Here is a 20,440-nt window from a genome sequence, read left to right as displayed (position 1 = left end):
AGCAAAAAGCCAGCCGAAAAAGTCTCGGCTGGCTACTTCATTTTATTTACAGATGAATCGCGTTTTTCGTTTGACCGGTCGTCAAGATATCGTGGAAGTTTTGATAACTGATACTGATCATGTCTTGCAAGGCCGATTCCGTGTAGGAGCCAACGTGCGGCGTTACCAGGACCTTCGGGTGCGCCATGAGTTGACGAACGGTGTCGTTCGGAACGTCACTCGCTTGAGCGAACTTGTGGCCAATAATGTCCACTTCGTCCAAGACAACGTCGGTACCATATCCCGTCAAGTGGTTCGCGTCCAATCCCGCAATAATCGCAGGAACGTTGGCCAGCTCACCCCGAGCGGTATTGATCAAGACGGCGCCCTCTTTCATCTGGTGAACAAAGTCTGCATCAATCAGATCTTCGTTTTTACCAGGGAAGTACGGCACGTGAACGGACACGATGTCGCTTTGAGCCAGCAATTCAGGTAATTCACACAATTCCGTCACGGCTTTGGCTTCATCCGATGGGTATGGGTCGTAAGCCAAGACCTTCGCCCCTAATGCCTTGTACAGCTTAGCTTCCGTCAAACCAATTCGGCCAGCACCGACGATTCCCACGGTTGCAGTATGGATTTCCTTGCTAAACATTGCGGGGCTAATCGTAAAGTTCGCCTGCCGCGTTTGGTCAACGGCTAAGTTAACGTGACGGAAGAGGTTTAACCCCAACGTCAAGGCCAATTCGGCAACGGCATATGGTGAATATCCCGGTACCCGGGCCATTTCGATGCCTAAGTCTGCGCCCGCTTGCAAGTCCATGTGGTTGTACCCCACGGACCGCGTGAAGACGTACTTGATGCCCCAATCTGCGAATTTTTGCAGGTTTTGCCGGTCAACCACACAGTTTCCGCGAACCAGAACCGCATCGGACCCTTCAGAAGCCGTCACGTTGTCGTGAGTGAGTAGGTCTTCGACGTAGTTCATGTCGAACCCAAACGTGTTTAATTGGTCGAAATAGGGCCGTTCAATGGGCCGAACACCGTAAGACGTAATTTTAACCATAATTTTACTCCACTCCTTTAATTAATGAAAGATACCTAAACCGTTGATGACTTCCAGAACAGCAATCCAAACCGGCATCATCACAACTGCCAAGATGGTTGAAATCAATGACGCGTTCGAGGCCATCAGGGCTTGTCGGTCGAAGCTGATCGCGTATGCTGAGGCAACCGAAGCGGTTGGCGTCGCCATCATGACCACAATCGTTGCCACGGCAACGTAGCTCAAAGGCAGGATACCCGTTACACTCAACAGGTAGAGAATTACCAAGTTCAATAATGGCACAATAACTACCTTGTTGAAAGCGTAGTACCATGGCGTCTTGTCGGAAGCCGCGTCCTTGAAGGAAATCGAACCCAACGTTACACCAATTGCTAACCAAGCCAGTGGTGACGACAAGTTTGCCAGATACGTCAACGGCTTGTAGAGCCACAGGGCCGTCTGGTCAATCCGGTAAAAGGCCACTTGCGTCAATTGAGACGTTTGTACCCCGTTGACCACGGCGTGAACCGTTACTTGTGGCACCATGTGTTGGCCTAACCACATGAAGAGACCTAAGAAGGTGGCAATCACGATTGGGTTCATGAACATCTTCTTAATGTTCTTACCTTCCATCTTCAGGCCGGACATCTTGATGTAGGCGTATGAGTATAGGAAGATTCGGTAACCAATGTTGAAGATGGAACTGTACATAACCCCTTTGGCCCCGAAGACGGCCCCAACGATGGGAATCCCGAAGAAGGTCGTGGACCCAAACGTCGTCAAGATGGCCAACACTTCACGTTCATCCTTCACGTAACGTTGATAAAGGAATGGCGTGACGAAGATCAAGAGAATGTAGATAACGATTCCCCAGACCAGAACGCCCATCCCTTGGCGGAACGCGTCCCCGTCCATGGGTTGCATGAAGGAATTAAAAGCCAGGGCTGGGATTGCCGCACTCAAGGCGACTTTCGTTAAGACCTTCCCAAAGTTTTCGCCGAAAGTTCCCTTCCGTCGTAAGTAAAACCCTAATAAAATAATGAAAATTGTTGAGGTGATGGAACTAATAATTGCAGCGCTTGTGAATGTGGATTCAACTGCTTTAAGTACACTCATGTCTGTGCCCTCCGTATGTTTGTTTTAATATGCACTTAGTGTACGGCGACTTTGCTCACTAGTATACTTAACGAAAGTTATGTAAGTATTGTAAGTTATGTAAGCGACAATCCTTAAAAGCGGTTCGACTTAATGATTGGGTGCACAAATCAATCGATTAATCAGCTAACTTATAGAAGCATTCGAACAATAGTTAAACCCACAATATAAATCGCTCTCAAATCAGATAAGTTGTAAACCGCCATGACTGTCAAAAATTTAAGCATTTCACCTGCGAGTGAACACTTGCAAAAAGCCCGGTCCACCGGGGTTAACTGGCGGTCAATTGCCGCCGAGTAATCTCCTGATAAGCGAACGAAAAAGCCGTAAATTTGACGAATTTTCGGAGCTAATGTGACGGGTTCGCCGAATTGGATAGTCGCTTTCCATCGCATTCTCCGGAATTAGGCTGTATAATGACGCGTAACCAGAGGGATTCTGGTCAAACGGAAAGGGGATCTTAATCTCAATGTATCGATTCTTTGTACAACCACAAATCAACGCCGTCACGCAAAAGCTGGCCGGCTATGAGCTCCTATTACGGTCTTACTGCCATGATTTTTGGGTTACGCCCAAGGATTTTACCGCGGTTCCCATGGACCAACAGATGTCGTTGTCCTACGAAGAGATTACGAACATTTTTCGTGACCACCAGGACAACCCCCAAATCGCCTTTAACCTGAATCGGGCCCAGTTCACCGATCAACACACGATCGGTCACCTGATTCACCTCAAGAAATCCATCCCGGGACTGCGGCTGGTGGTTGAACTCACCGAAGCACCCACGTTAACCGAGATTCACCAGTACGTCGCCTTGTACCGGGCCTACCACATCGAGTTGAACCTCGACGATGTCGGCACCGACAACCCCTGGCATCCCGCGGTTCGCGAGATTCTACCGTTCATGGACGGCATCAAGTTCGCGATGCAAAACTTCCGGCTGCAACACCGGCAGGCCGACCTGTTAGGCAGCTTAAAAACCTGGCGCGCGGTGGCTGACATGTACCAGCTCGGGTTTACCGTCGAAGGCATCGAAGACCAGGACGACGTTGCCCTGGCCCAAGAGTACAACGCCGAACTGACGCAAGGGTACTATTACAGCAAACCCGTGCCCTACTGTGGCTAGAGAAAACGACCTTCCTTAACACCTCGCGATGCTAAAGAAAGCCGTTTTCGTTTCTGTTTACATAAAATAGCTTGAAGCCAAGATCACGCCGAGGTGGTCTTTTTTTCTGCCCATTTTTAGATCAGCGGATAAACTGCCGGTTGGCCGTGACGTAGCCCCCGGCGACACGGTAGCGTAACGTGCCGTGGTCGGAGTAATCCCAGCCCAGGACGGTCAGCGCCTGTCCAGGCTTGACGTGGCCCACCCGCCGGCGGAAGTTCACATCCCGGTAACGGTAAAGGGACCGTTTCGCGGTGATGCGTCGCGGCATCGTTTGCCGGCCCATCTGGACCAGCTGGCGGTTGGCCGTGACGTATTGGCCGTTGGTCAGCTGGAAACGCGTCGTGAGGTTGTAGGTCACCAGCCGTTTGACGCGTAATGACTGCCCCTGCCGGTAGTGCACGACCTTACCCGTCAGATTCGCTCGCCGATAGCCGTTGACACCCCGCGGATTCAGGACCGTGATGGTCTTGGCCGTCTGGGTACGGGCGTAGTAGGTCGGTTGCACGTAAGCGGCCCGGGTGGTCACGTACCCCGTCAGCCGGTAGGTCCGGGAGTGGCGGTTGACGTCGCGGACCTTGTAGCGGGCCACCCCATTCCGCGAGGTCGCCTTCCCCGTGACCACGAACTGCGGTTGCCGCGTCCGGGGACGCTTGGCGTACCAGGTCACCCGGTTGGCCGCGGTGAAGGTCGGCTTGCGATAGAGACCCACCTTGCGCACGGCGTTGATGCTGGCGTTCACGGGCACTTCGGGGGTGGGCTTCACTGGCGGCACGATGGGCGTCGGGGTCCCCGGGTCCGGCGTTGGGTCGACGGGTGTGCCCGGATCAACGGGCTTCTCCGGATCGACGGGCGTTCCGGGATCGACCGGCAGCGTGGGCCGGTGATCATCGGTCGGCTGCCAGACGTAGGTCACGCTCCCCGCCGGCTGGGTCGCCCCACCGTACCGGGTCACCAACTCGCTGCTAGTCAGGCTGTCCGGTCCCTGCGGGTTTGCCGGGGTCCCCTTCCCCACGGCCTGCCACTTACCGGTGTAGGCGGTCGAGACCGGCGGATTACCCAGCATGGGGTTGGTGTTATCAGGGTCATCCGCAAAATTATCAGGGTCATCCGCGTTGAGCCAGGTCCGTGACCCCAACGTCAGCTGTGCCAGTTGGTCGGTCCCGTAGAACATCCCCACCTCGTTGACCCGCTCGACGCTGAGCGCCACGCCCGCACCCGTGTAGCCATCGAGCATGTCGCCCAGTTTTTGTTGCAAAGCGGCATCGATGGACCGCGGCCCCTGGAGGTTCCAGTTAGCCAGGTTCAGCTGCTTCAGGCGGCTATCTCCCCCGAACATGGTCTGTAGGCTCATGACCTTGCTGGTATCAAAGTGGGAGACGTCCACGGTCGTCAGTTGGGGATCCATTATGAACATCGACGTCATGTCGGTCACGTTACCGGTTTGAAAGGCCGACGAAAGGTCGACTTGTTGCAGGTTGCTCATCCCCATGAACATGGTCGTCAGCCACACCACGTTGGGAGTCGCAAAGTTGCGCAGGTCCAACCGGGTAATCTGTGACGTCATCGCAAACATCCCGCGCATGTTCAGGACCTGGCGCGTGTCAAAGTTGCTCACGTCCAAGCTGGTGAGCGACTGGTCTTGCTGGAACATCTCGGCCATGTTCACGACTTTTCCCGTCCGAAAACTGCGGATATCCAGGGCGGCTAACGCGGTATCGCCACTAAACATGCCGCCCATATCGGTCACGTTTTCCGTCTGAAAGTTGGGCAAGGTCAGGGTCGTCAACTGGGTATCGTCCGCAAACATGCGGTACATGTTGGTGACCCGAGCGGTGTTCAGGGTGTCCAGGGGCAGGCTCGTCAGCGTCAAACCGCTGAACATCTTCGCCATGTTAGTGACCTGGCTGGTGTCGAGATGGGAGACGTCCAGGCTGGTCAGGTTCTTCGCCCGCCAGAACATCCGGGACATATCTCGGACTCGGCTGGTATCAAAGGTGAGCGTCAGGTTTTTAGCTCCTATCGCCGAAAACATCCCCGCCATATTGGTAACCTGCCGCGTGTCGAAGCTGGCAACGTTCAACTTAATATCATCATTAAGGTAGCCACAACCGGAAAACATGTCGCCCATGTCCGTGACCCGACCCGTCTGAAAGTGCCCAACATCCAGGGATTGGAGGCCGTCCGTCGCAGCAAACATGTGATTCATCGTGGTGACCTGCCGGGTGTCAAATCCCGCCACATCAATCTGATACAACTGATGCAATCCATCAAACATGTAAGACATATCGGTCACGTTCGCAGTATCGAAGTGGGAAACATCTAACTCGTGATTATCAGCAGCGTTATCCAGAGACTCGTCCATGTAAAACATTCCCGCCATCGTCGTTGCCTGGCTGGTGTCCAGCCGGTCGAGATGCTCGATGGCCTTGAGACTCCGTAAGCCTCCGAATAAGAACTGAGCATTCTGTCCCGTCTTGACCGGTCCATCGAAGACAATCTTCACAATGGCATGATTGCTAACGTTCGACTGCTTAAAGATGTCGTTGATCCACGGGTTATCAGTATCCCAAACGTTCTGTCCGGGCTTTACCAATTCATCTAAATCGACCGGATTATCTGGTAAGGTCCCGCCATTCAGGTGTAACTCATACCCGACGCTGTCCGCATCCTTGAGGGTCCAGTGCACCCCCTCGCCAATCGTGCCTTGCCGGGTCGTGGTGGCCGCTGCCGCCTGGGCCGGAATGGCCGGTGCCGCCGCAACGGTGGTCCCCACGAACAAGCCCCCCAAAGTCAGCCCCATCAATAGAATTGCCGATTGATACCGCATCTTGACGTCCTCCTCATTCTTGACACGCACATCTTTTATTATATGAATTATATCATCAACCATCACCAACGACTATTTTGTTGCCTGACAATTATCCAACTAAGCGGTTGCACTGAATGATTACTATTTTAATTTTATTATTAATAATAAGCTAGCAATCAATTATTGGGGACCTGCATATTTTTCGCAACGGCCGTCCCCTGAAAATCCTTCGCCTCGCCAGTTCCATTGCCCCCTTATGCAAAAAAATTCATAAAAAATTTTCTGCATAATTCTTCTATAAGTTACCCATCATTTTTGCCCTGGTCCATCACCCACTAACCTAAATGTTGCGGTTGACAACCCTTTCAAACCGGATTAATGTGGGGGCATATTCGAAGTGCATCGTTCAACGCAATACCAGGAAGAGTAGTCGTTTCCGCTCACAACCAGAGACCACCGGCAGCTGAAAAGGTGGGTGACAACCTCACGACGAAGATGAGCCTGGGTGCTGGCTATCAGTGCAAGCTGTTAGCTCGATTCGTGACCCGTTACCGTCACCGACTTTTCCTGCGGGAGAAGTTACGGAGCTGGTGGGCGTGAGTCCATCACAAAACGAGGTGGCACCACGGGAAATCGTCCTTATGTAATTACACATAAGGACGATTTTTGCGTCCAATCGGAAAAGGGAGATGGCTTCAATGCAACATAAGGGAACGTACTTATTCATTTCGGCCCTCAGCCTCCTGGCGCTTGCCGGGTGCGGCTCACAGGCCAGTGGGAACAACGGGAATTCGAAATACGCGGCGAAACAGGTCGTGAATTGGTCGGAGAATCAGGAACTCGCCACTTCTGATCTCTCGAAGGTGACCGACACCGTCAGCTTTACCATGCTCCAGAACACCCAGGAAGGCCTGTACCGGCTCGACAAAAACGGCAAGCCAGCCAACGCGATTGCTACGCACACCAAGATTACCAACGGCGGCAAGGATTATGTCGTCAAGCTGCGGCACAACGCCAAATGGTCCAATGGCGATCCCGTGACCGCCCACGACTTCGTTTACTCCTGGCAACGCTCGCTCGATCCGAAGACAGCCTGCCAAGACGCCTATTACATGTATGCCGTGAAAAACGCCTCGGCCATCAATCACAATAAAAAAGCCCCCAGCACGTTGGGCATCAAGGCCGATGGCAATTATCAATTGGAGATTCACCTGACCCACCCGGTCTCCTACTTCAACAAGCTGCTGGCCTGGCCGCTCTTCTACCCGCTGAACCAGAAGGCCGTCAACAAGTACGGCAAGAAGTTCGGGACCACCTCGGCCACGACCGTTTCCGACGGGCCGTACAAGCTGACCAAGTGGAACGGGACCAGCAAGTCCTGGACCCTCGCCAAAAATGACCAGTACTGGAACAAAGCGAACGTCCACCTGACCGCCATCAATGAGCAGGTTAGCGAAACGACCACGACCAGCTACAACCTGTTTAACGCCAAGAAGGCTGACGAAACGCTGCTGAGCGGCCAACAGGTCAAGAACAACTTGAACAACCCGAACTTCGTTAAGCGCCTCCCAACCGGGACCCAACGCCTCGACTTCAATCAGAATAAGATCAAGGCCTTCAAGAGTCTCGCTGTGCGGCAGGCCATCTCCGCGGCCATCGACCGCAAGCAACTGGTCAACGACGTGCTACAGGACGGGTCCGTGGCCTCAAACGGCTTCGTTCCCCACGGCATCGGCAACAACCCCAAGACCGGCGAAGCCTTCGACCAGGAGTCCCAGGTCCCCGGCAGTGCGACCTATGATTTAAAGCGCGCCAAGACCCTCTTATCCAAGGGCTACAAGGAAACCGGCACTAAGAGCATCGACGCCACGTTGTCCGTAGCCGACACGGATCAGGCCAAGCAAGTTGCCGAGTTCGTTCAGAGTTCGCTGCAGAAGCTGCCCGGCGTCAAGATCACCATCAAGAGCGTGCCGTACGTGCAATTGTTGACCCAGCAAGCCAACGGTAATTACCAGCTAACCTTTAGCGGCTGGCAGTCCGTCTTCGCCGACCCAATCGAGTTCTTGAACGTCTTTGCCAAGGGATCCAGCTTCAACACGACGGGCTGGAAGAACACCCAGTTCTACGACTTGCTCGACCAAGCCGAGAACCAAGACGGCAACCAACCGGCCAAGCGTTGGAACAAGCTGGTCGCCGCGGAAAAGATCTTGATGAAGACCCAGGCCACCGTGCCACTCTACCAGCAGGCCAAGTCGCAACTGCTCCGCACGAACATCAAGGGCATCATCTACAACCCCGCCGGCGTGCCGTTCGACTTCACCCACGCCTACGTCGCTGGCTAACTTCGGTTCCACTGTTTTTCCTAAAAATATCGAAAGGTCGCCTTTGCACGGGCGGCCTTTTCTCATTTTTTTAATTTTATTTTTGATCATTCCTTCTATAAAGGGCTCCTCAATCCCGTCCCCACCCCCTTCACCCATTTCAAAATTCCCCGTTGACAAACCCAGCCCCATCGCTTATTGTTAGAGACACATTAGAACTTTATCATTTAACGCAACGCCAGGAAGAGTAGTCGTTTCCGCTAAGCACAAGAGACCACCGGTAGCTGAGAAGGTGGCTTACAACTTAACGACGAAGATGAGCCTGGTTCGCTGGTGGGCAGTGCAAGCTGTCCTCCCGATTCGCGACCCGTTACCGTCGCCGACTTTTCCCGCGGGAGAAGTTACGGAGATGGTGGGCGCGAGTCCCCCATAAAACAAGGTGGTACCACGAGCAATCGTCCTTATGCATAGACATAGGGACGATTTTTTTATACATAGATATCTAAAGGAGATGGCTTCAATGACCCGCAAAAGTACTTACTTACTCGTTTCCGCCCTCAGCCTGCTGACCCTCGCCGGCTGTGGCACCCAATCCACCAAGAGCACCGGTTCCACCCGCTACGCCGCCAAACAGGAACTCAACTGGACCGAATCGTCCGAACTGGCGACCGCCGACCTGGCCAAAGCCACCGACACCCTGAGTTTCACCGTTTTACAGAACACCCAGGAAGGCCTGTACCGCCTGAACAAGTCCGGCACCCCCAAGAACGCCCTGGCCACCAGCACCAAGGTCACCAACGGCGGCAAGACCTACACCTTCAAGCTCCGGAAAAACGCCAAGTGGAGCAACGGCCAACCCGTGACCGCCAAGGACTTCGTGTACTCCTGGCAACGCACGGTCAACCCCAAGACTGCCTCACAGGACGCCTTCTACCTCTTCCAGGTCAAGAACGCCGAGGCCGTCAACGCCGGCAAGAAACCACTCAGCGCCCTGGGCATCCGGGCCACCGGCAAGTACCAGCTGACGGTCAACCTGACCAAACCGGTCTCCTACTTCAAGAAGTTGCTGGCCTGGCCGCTCTTCTACCCGCTGAACCAAAAGGCCGTCAACCAGTACGGCAAGCAATACGGGACCAGCTCCGCCACGACCGTCTCCAACGGGCCGTTCAAGCTGACCAAGTGGAACGGGACCAGCAAGTCCTGGGTCCTCGCCAAGAACCAGACCTACTGGGACAAGTCAGCCGTGCACCTGACCAAGATCAACGAGCAGGTCACCGAAAGCACGACCACCAGCTACAACCTGTTTAACGCCAAGAAGACCGACGAAACGCTGCTCAGCGGCCAACAGGTCAAGAACAACCTGAACAACCCGAACTTCGTCAAGCGCCTCCCCACCGGGACCCAACGGCTCGACTTGAACGAAAAAAAGGTCAAGGCCTTTAAGAATAAATCCATCCGCCAGGCCCTCTCCGCGGCCATCAACCGCCAACAACTGGTCAAGAACGTCTTGCAGGACGGCTCGGTCGCCTCGAGCGGCTTCGTCCCGGCCGGCATGGGCAACAACCCCAAGACCGGCGAGGACTTCAGCAAGGAAGCCACGGTCAAGTCCGCCGTTTCCTACGACCTGAAGCGGGCCAAGCGCTTGCTGGCCAAGGGGTACCAACAGACCGGCACCAAGAAGCTGGCCATGACCCTGTCGATCTCCGACACCGACGCCGCCAAGCAGGCCGCCGAATACGTCCAAAGCGCCCTGGAAAAACTTCCCGGCGTGACCATCAGCATCAAGACCGTCCCGTACGTCCAACTGATCACCCAACAACACGCCGGTAACTACGAGCTGACCTTTAGCGGTTGGCAATCTGTATTCGCCGACCCAATCAACTTCCTGGACGTTTACGAGAAGGGCTCCAGCTACAACACGTCCGGTTGGTCCAACAGCACCTTCGACAAACTGCTGACCCAATCCGAGAACCAGTACGGCAACCAACCGGCCAAGCGCTGGGCCAACCTGGTCAAGGCCGAACAGGTCCTGATGAACGACCAGGGGACCATCCCGCTGTACCAGGCGGCCAAGTCCCAACTGGTTCGCAAGAACGTCAAGAACATCGTCTACAATCCTGCCAGTGTCCCTTACGACTTCAAGACGACCTACATTGCCAAGTAATTCACCTCTATATATAGAAGAAACCCGTGACGATTTCGTAACCGTCACGGGTTTTTTGGTGGTGAAATTTGTTAGATGGCTAATGGCCCTCGCTTCACGCCGGCGAGCAAGATGACCGAGGTGGGCACGACTTCGAAGCCCTGCAAAAGACGCAGGTCTCCGGAGCTCGGCCTTGATGTAAGCCGGATAAAAACGCCGACTAACATCAATTTCACCACGGTCATCAAGTCGCCTCTGTTGCGCTGACATTGTCTGGTAGCCATTAGACTGTGTCCGATAGAAAATAGCCACTATTATTTTGTGATTATCTGGCAACCTTGAGGAGACTGGCGCACCGTTCTGCCGGCTTCATTTTCCCGAGGTGGGCACGATTCCGAAACCTCGCTAAACCCGCGAGTTTCCGGAACTCGGCCTGATTGTAAGCCGGCCCAAAACGCCGACTAACAATCATTTCACCACGGGAAAAACGCCGACGCCACGGTGCTGAATAGTCGCTGACCAATCACACTGGTTAAGAAGGTGGGCATCCTGGCAAGTTACATCGGTCACCATTCCATCCCCTTACATCAAACACAACAGAGAGCGTTACTTTAATTCATATAACAATACGCATCCTGCTAGTTGGTGATAAGTATCAATTTATCGTGCTGTCGCCAAGCACCATCGCCACTCGACTACAGCGGCATTTAAGACGAAGTGGCAAAATGACCGCCATATCAAGATTGCTGGAGCGAAGCTGGGCCGGTGGCCGTGAAATGGTGGTCAGTCAGCGTCCCTCAGCTGACTGACCGCTAGGCCGCCCTTCAAAACGCGGGTGGGTTTCCCGGCTCGAAGTCGTGCCCCCGGTCGTCACGGCCCAGCTGAGCGGAAGCAATCGGCAGCCGCCAACTTTTACAATCAACTTGTTAATCTTAGCAGTCCCACCGTAGCGCCTTCACCGGCGTGCGGAAGGCCAGGTCGCTGCGGTGGTCGCTGCCCGTTACCCGCAAGGCGACCCGCCGCTTTCCGGCCACCGTTACGTGAGTGGTTCGTAGGTCATAAGTCGTGCCCGCCACTCGCAGCCGGTAGCCGGTCTTCTGCCGCAGCAGGCGCACAGGGACCCGTTTGACGCTGCGCTGGGTCAGCTTGCTCAGATTCGCGTGCCGTGTCACGTGCAGGCCCACCGTCAACGTCCGCGGCGTTAAGTTGAACCGCAGGACCGCGTACGTCCGGTAATGGTCGATCCGTTGGACCCCGTCATAGGCGTACCAGCTCCCGCCATAATTGGCCGGCACCCGGGTCGCCGCCTGCGCGTACAAGCCGTTCCCCAACCACAGCGCCAGCAATCCCATCATCAACCCAAGTCCCACGCGTTTTAGCCTTCGCACAAGTCCTCTCCCCCTTCATCGAATAGTTTCAGGATAGTTCGCCCGCACAGAAAAAACGAGTGTCGGCCTTCGCCGCACCCGTCTTTGGTTAATCGCCTAAATATCTGACCGGTGGGCGCGCGGCGCAATCACGCTCTCCCGTTCGACCACGTGAATCGCGGTGGTCTCCCGCGGGGGCGTGGACTGGTCGGCCAACAGCCGCCGGACCCCGGCGACTCCCATATCGTAAAAGCTCTGCGTCAGGCTGGTCAGCGTCGGCTGCACGATATCGCACAGCTCCGTGCCGTCGATGGCCATCACCGACAGGTCGGCCGGGACCAGCAGCCCCAGCGTACGCGCCTGGTTCATGACCCCGATGGCCGCCATGTCGCTGCCCGCCAGCACCGCCGTCACCGCGGGCTGGGCCCCGTACGCCTGCATGGCTTGCTGCCCCGCGGCATAGCTGTAGTCGCCGGCCTGGAACCACGCGGCGACGGGCCGCACGCCGGCTTCCATGAGCGCCTGCCGGTACCCAGCCAGCCGTAGCTGTCCCGTGATCTGGTGGTCCACCGCCGCCAAGCCGATTCGCTGGTGCCCCCGTTGCAATAGATACTGGGTCGCCTGGTACCCGACCTGCCAGTCATCCGAGGTGATGGCCGGTGTCTGCGGGGCCTGCATGGAAATCGACAGGAAGGTGTAGGGAATCTCGGTCGACCGCAGTAACGCCAGGTTGGCCGGCGCTAGATTGACCGACAACAGGAGAATCCCGCGGACCGCCCGTTCGATGACCGTGGTCAACGCCCGCCGTTGCCGCTCCTCGTCGGCATCCCCGGCGTACAGGATGATGACGTTCAGGTCCGCCGGAAAGGCCGTCGCCTGAATACCCTCGATGATCTGGTTGGCGAAGTTGGTCTGGGTCGCGTTGACGATCACGGCCAGGTCATGGCTCCGCTGGGTCACCAGTTCCGTGGCCGCCGTGTTCTTGCGGTAGCCCAACTGCCGGGCGGCTTCTCTGACCCGGACCGCCGTTTGGGCCCCGAAGAACCCCTCCTTGTTCGCCAATACCCGCGAAACGGTCGCCGGTGAGACGCCCGCCGCCTTCGCAATATCCTTAATCGTGGCCGCCATCGCCGCCACCTCCTCACTCTGGTCTTCTGATTCCTATTCTACCGGTTTTTGTCGCGATTAAACAGCCCAGATTCCCTTTTTCCGCAAACGTTTGTCCTTTTTTCGTCAAAGCCATTGCAAACGTTTGTGCTACCTGCTAGAATCATAAATGTAAACGGTTACTTAAACAAGGCTTAATTCATAAAAATTTTGGAGGTTTTGACGTATGACGAAAAAATGGTGGCAGGGCTCCGTCGTTTATCAGGTATACCCACGGAGTTATCAAGATAGTAATGGTGACGGCATCGGGGACCTGGCCGGACTGACCCAGCGGCTCCCGTACATCAAGCGGCTGGGCGCCGACGTCATCTGGCTCAACCCCATCTACTCCTCGCCGGACAAGGACAACGGCTACGACATCAGCGACTACCAGGCCATCCAACCGGCCTACGGGACCATGGCCGACTTCGACCAGATGCTGGCGACGGCCCACCACCTAGGGCTCAAAATCTTGATGGATCTGGTGGTCAACCACACCTCCGACCAGCACAAGTGGTTCCAGGAGAGCCGCAAGTCCAAGGACAATCCCTATTCCGACTACTACATCTGGCGCGACCCGGTCGACGGCCACGCGCCGAACAACTGGGGCTCCTACTTTAGTGGCGGGACCTGGACCTACGAGCCGCAACGGGGCCAGTACTACCTGCACCTGTTCGCGCCCGGCCAACCCGACCTGAACTGGGAGAATCCTCAGGTCCGCCAAGAGGTCTGGCACCTGATGCGCTTCTGGCTGGATAAGGGCGTCGACGGCTTCCGGATGGACGTCATCAACCTGATCTCCAAACCCGCCGGCCTGCCGGATGCCCCGGTCGCGCCCGGTGCCAAGTACGGCAACGTCGAGCCCCTGGTCTCCGACGGCCCACGCCTGAACGAGTACCTGCAGGAGATGAACCGCGAAGTCCTCTCCCACTACGACGTGATGACCGTCGGCGAAATGCCGGGCTCCACGCCGCAGGACGCCATCGCCTACACCGGCCTCGACGCCAACGAGCTGAACATGGTCTTCCAGTTTGAGCACGTCGGCCTTTCCGCCAACCCGGATAAGCGTCTAGGGAAGTGGAACGACCAACCGGTCAAACTGACCGAACTGAAGCGCGCGCTGTCCCGCTGGCAAACGGGCCTGGACGGCAAGGGCTGGAACAGCCTCTACTGGAACAACCACGACCAACCCCGCGCCGTTTCCCGTTTCGCGACTGACGACCCGCAATACCGCGTCCGCGCCGCGAAAATGTTGGGGACCACGCTGCACATGTTGCAGGGGACGCCCTACGTTTACGAGGGTGAGGAACTGGGCGAGACCAACGTGCACTACACCCAGCTCAGCGACTACGAGGACCTGGAAAGCCTGAACGCTTACCGGCAAAACGTCGAGGAGGATCAGATTGTCGACGGACCGACCATGCTGAAATACCTAGCCAACATGTCCCGGGACAACGCCCGGACGCCGATGCAGTGGGACGACTCGGCCAACGCCGGTTTCACCACGGGTAAGCCGTGGTTCGCGCTGAACCCGAACTACCCGACCATCAACGCTCAGTCGCAGGTGGACGACCCCGAATCGGTCTTCAGCTACTACCAACGGCTGATTGCGCTGCGCCACAGCAGCGACCTGATCGTCCTGGGTGACTACCAGGAACTCGACCCCGACGACGAGCAGGTCTTCGCCTACCAACGGCACTACCAGGGCCAAACGTTGCTGGTCATCAGCAACTTCACCGCTGAGACGGTGACCCGCGATTACGACCAGACGCACGCCAGCCGCCAGCTCATCGGCAACTACGCCGACGACCAGGGCACCACGTTGCGACCGTACGAGACTAAGGTCTACCTGTTCGAAAAATAACCGACCGCTACGCCTATACGCTGGGCCGCCCGTTGTAATATCCGGTTCTAATCAGCCACCATCCACGTTACTTTGGATTAATAGCGTCAAAAAAGCCGCCCTGCAGTGATTGCAGAGCGGCTTTTGGACTGCCTTTATAAATCTCGGGTGGCTCTCGTCGCTTTACCTAAGATAGAATGGGCATCTTCCGGGCTGATGACCACGGGATCATAGACGCGATTATCTGGGCTTAAAACAATACCGTTCTTCGTTTTAACGACCCGTCTCAAGGTCACCACATCGTCTATCAGGACTGCGGCAATCTCCCCGTTTTCTACAACGGATTGTTGTTTGACCAACACTAACGACCCTACCTTGATAGTTGATTCCATTGATTGATCTTTAATTCTCAGATAAAACAAGTTTCCTACGGGGAGGTTCTCTTTGACCTCTTTGATATAACCATCAATGTTTTCGTCCGATAGGATTGGTGAACCAGCAGTAACGGTTCCGATGACTGGTATCGAAACGATTCCATATAAAGTATCAGTAGGAGTCGTGTGATCGGTGATTAGTGCTGACACCGTCACGTTAAAGTAACTTGCTAACTGCGAAATTGCGTTCACTCGCGGGTAGGTTCTCCCATTAGCCCAATCAGACAGCGTTGAATATTTGACATCAAGGTCGTCAGCCAGCTTAGTGCGGCTAATTCCCCGCTTGTGCATCAGGTCCTCTAAGTTTTTAGCTAACGCATATTTGCCATCTACCATTGCGTTGTTTCCCCCTTACTTTGTCTTTATAACACATTCTAGTGGATCATGAATCAAAGCTAGGATTGCTAAGCCCAGTAACTAGTCCACTATTATTATCTCGCCCCCGTCACCTAGTTGCCAGTGCTTTTCCTGACCATAACAAAACGTCTCCTTGGATAGGAAAGCGACAATCATTGCTTAACCATCCAAGGAGACGTCCACTCAGCAACCACATTAGGTAACCGAGTCCCTTTTCAATTCTATTCTGCTAAGATGCCGACCTTGGGCAGCTTGTTCAAGACGCCCTTGCCGTGCGGCGACTTCAGAATCGCCGCAGATAAGTTCTTGCCGGCCACGTTGCCGTGGTGTTGCCCGGCATCCCAAGCATCCACCGCGGAAACGTCGTAGACGGTCCCGTCAATGGCGACGTACGCCGGTTGTCCATTTTGTCCATCGAATTGACTGAGTTCCGTCACCGTAAACGTTTTATCTGCCATTTCACACCACTCCGTTCGTTTAGTTGGGTCAAGCATACCGAAAACCAGTTCAATAATCAACTGATAAGGTGCACTAACGTTAAAAGCGACCCACCGCTCGGGTGCGCCGCTCCAACGATCGTTTAATTCTGGTCATTCTGATGAAACCTAATCGCGGTCCTGCGGGTGCCACGGCTCGTCGCGGAACATCCCCCGCATGTTCGGGCCGATGCCGCCGCCCATCATGCCGCCATGCCGGTGCATCCCGTGCCCCCGGTGCAGCGCCTGCGCCTGTTCCATGAAGGCCCGGAAATCGGCCGACTGGTCCCAGTCGCTGGGCTGCTTGGCCTCGAGGTCCTGCAGCAGCTTCTGTAGGAGGTCCCGGAGTTGGGTCTGTTCCGCCGGGCTGAGCGTGGTAAACAGGGATTCGGACAGCTCGTCCTTGGCCTTGTGCGCCGTCTCCAGGAACTTGCGGCCGTCTGCCGTCAGCGAGATCAGGGACACGCGCCGATCGTCCGGGGACTCCTGGCGTTCGATCAAGCCGGCCGTTGCCAGCTTGGTCACCAGGACGCTCACGGAGCTCGGGCGAATGTCAAGGTCCTCGACGATGTCGGAATTGGTCAGGTGGTCATGTTCGGTCAATAAGTGAAGCAGTCGAAGTTGATTGGAGGTTCGTTGCGGATCGTGTTCGTTCATCCGCGTGCTGCGCACGGCCGCCGTTACGAAGGCCCGCTGCTGAAAGAGCCGGCCAAAGAGGGTCAGTAAGGCTTGTGAATCGTAAGTCATCACGGTCACTTCCATCGTTTTTATTTAGTTAGTCATTATCTGTTAAAACTAACTGAATACAGAATAATCCCTTAGTTAGTTTTTGTCAACTAAAACTAACGATATGGTCACCTCATTTTACCGACAGCAAAACCAGGCAGGTCCGCCGCTTCGTGCGCGGGGCCTGCCTGGTGGTTTAGCTGACTTTTTCGCTGGCTAACTGCTTAGAGTTCGCCCAACGCCGACGCCCCAATGGTCGGGAACAGCGGCACCAGGCGCTCCAGCTCGGCCGGGCCGTACTGGAAGACGATGGCCGGCAACAGCGTGTTGATCACGTCGGCGGCCTGGGCACTGACCTCGGTGGCCCCGACCAGGTGGTGGGCCTGGTCAAAGATCAGCACGTTGTCCCCGCTGGTCTCCTGACCGACCTGACGGTACCAGTCGTCCGGAATATGGTTCTTCACCAGGGTGTACTGGTCGGGGTGCTGTTCGGCCGTGGCGACCGTCACGCCGACCTGGGCAATCCGTGGCGACGTGAAGACCACCGTGGGAATGGCGGGATAGTCGATGGCCGCCGTGGTGTCCCCCGCGAACAGGTGCATCAGGTAGGTCGATTCAAAGATGGCCGTGGGCGTCAGGCGCGGCTGGGATTTATCGATCACGTCACCCGCGGCGTAGATGCTGGGAACGCTGGTCTGCAAATGGTCGTTGACCGTGATGCCGGCCGGCGTGTAGGCGACCCCGACCTCGTCGAGACCCAGGTCTGCCGTGTTCGGCACCCGCCCGGTCGCGTCCAAGACCCAGTCCGTGGTCACCGGTGTGCCGGTCGAGGTGGCCAGCTGATAGCCGGTCGCCGTCTGGGTCACCGCCGTCACGGCCGTATTGGTCACCACCGTGACCCCGCGGGCCGTCAGGTCGTCTAGGACCTGGCGAACGAAGGGCTGGTAGAAGTCCCGCAACGCCTGGTCGCCGTGGAGCAAAAGCGTGACGTCGCTGCCGGCGGCGTTAGCGATGGTCGCAAATTCTAACGCGATGTAGCCACCCCCAATAATGGTCAGGTGCGCCGGCAGCGTGGGCAGCGCCAAGAAGTCGGTGCTGTCATGCAGCCACTTCTGCCCCGGAATCGCCAACCGGTGGGCGTGCAGGCCCGTGGCCACCACGATTTTGTCCGCCGTGTAGGCCGTGCCGGCGACCGTGACGGTGTGGGCGTCGGTCAGCCGACCGCGGCCGTGGATCAGGTCGACCCCGCTGGCGGTCAGCAACCCGCCGATCATGTCCGGCAGCGGCTGAATCACCGCGTCCTTGTGCGCCAGGTTGGCGCCCCAGTGAAGCTGCGTTTGCCCGGTCAGGACCGGATTCAGTGCGGCCAGTTGCCGCTGTAACGCGACCGGCGCGTCCAACGCGATTTTCGCGTTACATCCCCGGTTCGGACAGGTGCCCCCGATCAAGCCCGCTTCGATCACGCCCACGTGCACGCCCCGCTGCGCCAATGGAATGGCGCCATCGAACGTCCCGTGACCGCTGCCTAAGTACAGAATATCGTAATGTTGTGTCATCAGTCATGACCTCCCCAAAAAGTCTAGTCAACAATTAAATTGTACTCAATCTTTTATCAGTCTACTCAATTTCCGCGGCGGTTGCAAGCATTCGCCCCGCCCTTTAGCTGGGGTGGTTAAATCATAAAGTCCCTCATTGAATCGTGCTGTCGATTAAATCCTTGAGCTCGCGGCCAGCTCCGCGTAAAATAGCCCTATCTGAACCCCACTGTCTAAAGGAGGAACCGCTTTGTCCTATAGTATTCACGAAGTTGCCGAAAAGTTCGGCATCTCGACCTACAGTATCCGCTACTACCACGACCACGGGATGTTGCCGTTCGTGAAGCGCGACGCCAACAATAACCGGGTCTTCAGCGACCTCGACGTGGAGTGGCTGAGCATCATCATCTGCCTGCGCGCCACCGGCATGCCGATCGAACGCATCCGCCACTACCTCGACCTGGTCCAGGAGGGCGAAAGTACCGTCAACGAGCGGTACGCCATGATGAAGGCCCAGCAGGACCGGACCTTGGCCGAAATCGACACGCTCAAGCACCACCTAGCGACGATCAATTACAAGGTCGATTCCTACGCCGACATCCTGGCCAACGGCGCCCCCGACCGCTTCACCCCGAAGAACCTGCCCCAGCCGGAACCACAATCCTAGCGCTGTGGCGCCGATTCACTCGTTTATTTAATTATTAATAATTAAAAAGGCACCTGGGCCGCTGCGCCCAAGTGCCTTTTGTCGCTTTTCAGAAAGTGCCCCGTTAATGCGCCCCCCAGGAAATCGGTCCCTGGTCGGCTAAGATCCGGTCGATCTCCCGGAGTTCGGCCGTGCTAAACGTCAAGTTTGCCAGGGCGCCCACGTTGGCCGCGACCTGTTCGGGCCGACTGGCGCCAATCAAAACGCTGGCGATGGCCGGCTGACGCAGGTCCCAGGCCAGCGCCATTTGGGCCAGACTCTGGTGGCGGTTGGCGGCGACCGCATTCAACCGTTTGACCGTCTCGAGGGTCTGGTCGACCTGTTCGGGATGCAGGAACGGGATCGTCGCCTTGCGCGCCCGCGAATCGGCCGGAATCCCGTGTAGGTATTTATCGGTCAACAGCCCCTGCGACAGCGCACTAAAGCCGACCGCCGACTTATGCTCTGCGGTCAGGACCGGAAAGAGGTCCCGCTCCACGTCGCGGTTGAACAGGTTGTAGCGTGGCTGGTGGATGATGAACGGCGTCCCCAGGTCGCGGAAGACCCGGGTGATGGCCCGCGTCTGAGCGCCATCGTAGTTGGAGATACCCACGTAAAGCGCCTTGCCGGCCCGCACCAGCTGGTCCAGCGCCCCCGCGGTCTCCTCGATGGCGGTGTGCGGGTCCGGCCGGTGGGAGTAGAAGATGTCGAAGTAGTCGAGCCCCGTGCGTCGGAGACTCTGGTCGGCGCTGGCGATGATGCTCTTGCGCGACCCCCAATCGCCGTACGGCCCCGGCCACATCAGGTAGCCGGCCTTGCTGGCGATCACCAGCTGGTCGCGGTACGGGTGCATGTCGCCGGCCATGATCCGGCCGAAGTTCTCCTCGGCGCTCCCCGGGACCGGCCCGTAGTTGTTGGCCAGGTCGTAGTAGGTGATGCCCAGGTCGAACGCCTGGTGGATGATCGCCGTCTGGGTGGCGATGTCATCGACGCTGCCGAAGTTGTTCCAAAGCCCCAGCCCCAGCGCGGATAATTTCAGGCCGCTATCGCCGACCCGGTTATAGGGCATGTCGACGTAGCGGTGTGGATTTGCTTGATACATGTAAACGGCCTCCTTCAAGGTTCGTTGCTTTTAGGATACCGCTTTCATCGCTGAGCTAACAGGGAAATTTATCAAAAACGTGAGTCGCCAGGGCGGTGAGCCCCGGGACAAAGGAAAGGGCCTTCTCAAGTTTCTGAGAACGCCCTTTC

General features: G+C 56.5%; 15 protein-coding genes. 5 read left to right on the top strand and 10 right to left on the bottom strand.

Going from position 1 to position 20,440, the window contains the following annotated elements; translation table 11 throughout:
- Positions 1–46: 46 nt before the first annotated feature.
- On the bottom strand, positions 47–1,045 hold the full coding sequence (locus tag FD37_RS04555) for a 2-hydroxyacid dehydrogenase (protein ID WP_056963775.1): 999 nt from the start codon (positions 1,043–1,045) through the stop codon (positions 47–49).
- Between the two features lie 21 nt (positions 1,046–1,066).
- Positions 1,067–2,140 (bottom strand): AEC family transporter, encoded by a 1,074-nt coding sequence (locus tag FD37_RS04550; RefSeq protein ID WP_056963773.1) that lies wholly within the window; start codon positions 2,138–2,140, stop codon positions 1,067–1,069.
- Between the two features lie 508 nt (positions 2,141–2,648).
- Between FD37_RS04550 and FD37_RS04545 the strand changes: the two genes are divergently transcribed.
- Entirely contained in the window at positions 2,649–3,305 is a 657-nt protein-coding gene (locus tag FD37_RS04545) for an EAL domain-containing protein (RefSeq protein ID WP_056963771.1), read from the top strand.
- 121 nt (positions 3,306–3,426) lie between these two features.
- Here the strand turns inward: FD37_RS04545 and FD37_RS04540 are convergent, their stop codons facing one another.
- On the bottom strand, positions 3,427–6,174 hold the full coding sequence (locus FD37_RS04540) for a BspA family leucine-rich repeat surface protein (protein ID WP_056963769.1): 2,748 nt from the start codon (positions 6,172–6,174) through the stop codon (positions 3,427–3,429).
- 680 nt (positions 6,175–6,854) lie between these two features.
- Between FD37_RS04540 and FD37_RS04535 the strand changes: the two genes are divergently transcribed.
- Together FD37_RS04535 and FD37_RS04530 are read left to right on the top strand one after the other, a co-directional pair.
- Positions 6,855–8,498, top strand: a complete 1,644-nt coding sequence (locus FD37_RS04535; RefSeq protein ID WP_056963767.1) for a peptide ABC transporter substrate-binding protein — start codon at positions 6,855–6,857, stop codon at positions 8,496–8,498.
- Between the two features lie 499 nt (positions 8,499–8,997).
- Positions 8,998–10,641, top strand: coding sequence for a peptide ABC transporter substrate-binding protein (locus FD37_RS04530; protein WP_056963764.1), 1,644 nt, complete (start codon positions 8,998–9,000; stop codon positions 10,639–10,641).
- A 911-nt stretch (positions 10,642–11,552) separates the two neighbouring features.
- On the opposite strand, the gene FD37_RS04525 is transcribed toward FD37_RS04530, so the two are convergent.
- Together FD37_RS04525 and FD37_RS04520 are read right to left on the bottom strand one after the other, a co-directional pair.
- Positions 11,553–12,008: a hypothetical protein gene (locus tag FD37_RS04525; protein WP_147007742.1), complete on the bottom strand. Its 456-nt coding sequence runs from the start codon at positions 12,006–12,008 to the stop codon at positions 11,553–11,555.
- Positions 12,009–12,104: 96 nt separating this feature from the next.
- Positions 12,105–13,115 carry a LacI family DNA-binding transcriptional regulator gene (locus FD37_RS04520; protein WP_056963760.1) on the bottom strand — a complete coding sequence of 337 codons (1,011 nt, stop codon included), beginning with the start codon at positions 13,113–13,115 and terminating at the stop codon, positions 12,105–12,107.
- Positions 13,116–13,320: 205 nt separating this feature from the next.
- On the opposite strand from FD37_RS04520, the gene FD37_RS04515 reads away from it, so the two are divergent.
- Positions 13,321–14,997 carry a glycoside hydrolase family 13 protein gene (locus FD37_RS04515; RefSeq protein ID WP_056963758.1) on the top strand — a complete coding sequence of 559 codons (1,677 nt, stop codon included), beginning with the start codon at positions 13,321–13,323 and terminating at the stop codon, positions 14,995–14,997.
- A gap of 134 nt (positions 14,998–15,131) precedes the next feature.
- On the opposite strand, the gene FD37_RS04510 is transcribed toward FD37_RS04515, so the two are convergent.
- The 4 genes from FD37_RS04510 to FD37_RS04495 all read right to left on the bottom strand — a co-directional run bounded on the left by FD37_RS04510 (position 15,132) and on the right by FD37_RS04495 (position 18,525).
- Complete coding sequence (locus FD37_RS04510; protein ID WP_056963756.1) at positions 15,132–15,746, bottom strand: LexA family protein; 615 nt, start codon at positions 15,744–15,746, stop codon at positions 15,132–15,134.
- A 242-nt stretch (positions 15,747–15,988) separates the two neighbouring features.
- A complete protein-coding gene (locus tag FD37_RS04505; protein WP_045807646.1) occupies positions 15,989–16,225 on the bottom strand; it encodes a cytochrome b5 domain-containing protein in 237 nt (78 codons plus the stop codon).
- 147 nt (positions 16,226–16,372) lie between these two features.
- On the bottom strand, positions 16,373–16,990 hold the full coding sequence (locus FD37_RS04500; protein ID WP_052957225.1) for a MarR family winged helix-turn-helix transcriptional regulator: 618 nt from the start codon (positions 16,988–16,990) through the stop codon (positions 16,373–16,375).
- A 203-nt stretch (positions 16,991–17,193) separates the two neighbouring features.
- On the bottom strand, positions 17,194–18,525 hold the full coding sequence (locus FD37_RS04495; protein WP_056963754.1) for a dihydrolipoyl dehydrogenase family protein: 1,332 nt from the start codon (positions 18,523–18,525) through the stop codon (positions 17,194–17,196).
- Positions 18,526–18,754: 229 nt separating this feature from the next.
- On the opposite strand from FD37_RS04495, the gene FD37_RS04490 reads away from it, so the two are divergent.
- Positions 18,755–19,171, top strand: a complete 417-nt coding sequence (locus FD37_RS04490) for a MerR family transcriptional regulator (protein ID WP_045807648.1) — start codon at positions 18,755–18,757, stop codon at positions 19,169–19,171.
- Between the two features lie 103 nt (positions 19,172–19,274).
- On the opposite strand, the gene FD37_RS04485 is transcribed toward FD37_RS04490, so the two are convergent.
- On the bottom strand, positions 19,275–20,291 hold the full coding sequence (locus FD37_RS04485) for an aldo/keto reductase (RefSeq protein ID WP_056963752.1): 1,017 nt from the start codon (positions 20,289–20,291) through the stop codon (positions 19,275–19,277).
- Positions 20,292–20,440: the final 149 nt, after the last annotated feature.

Source organism: Levilactobacillus spicheri DSM 15429, from assembly GCF_001435095.1.
Lineage (GTDB): Bacteria > Bacillota > Bacilli > Lactobacillales > Lactobacillaceae > Levilactobacillus > Levilactobacillus spicheri.
Note: the sequence above shows the minus strand (reverse complement) of the source record. Positions and strands in the feature narration are given on the sequence as shown.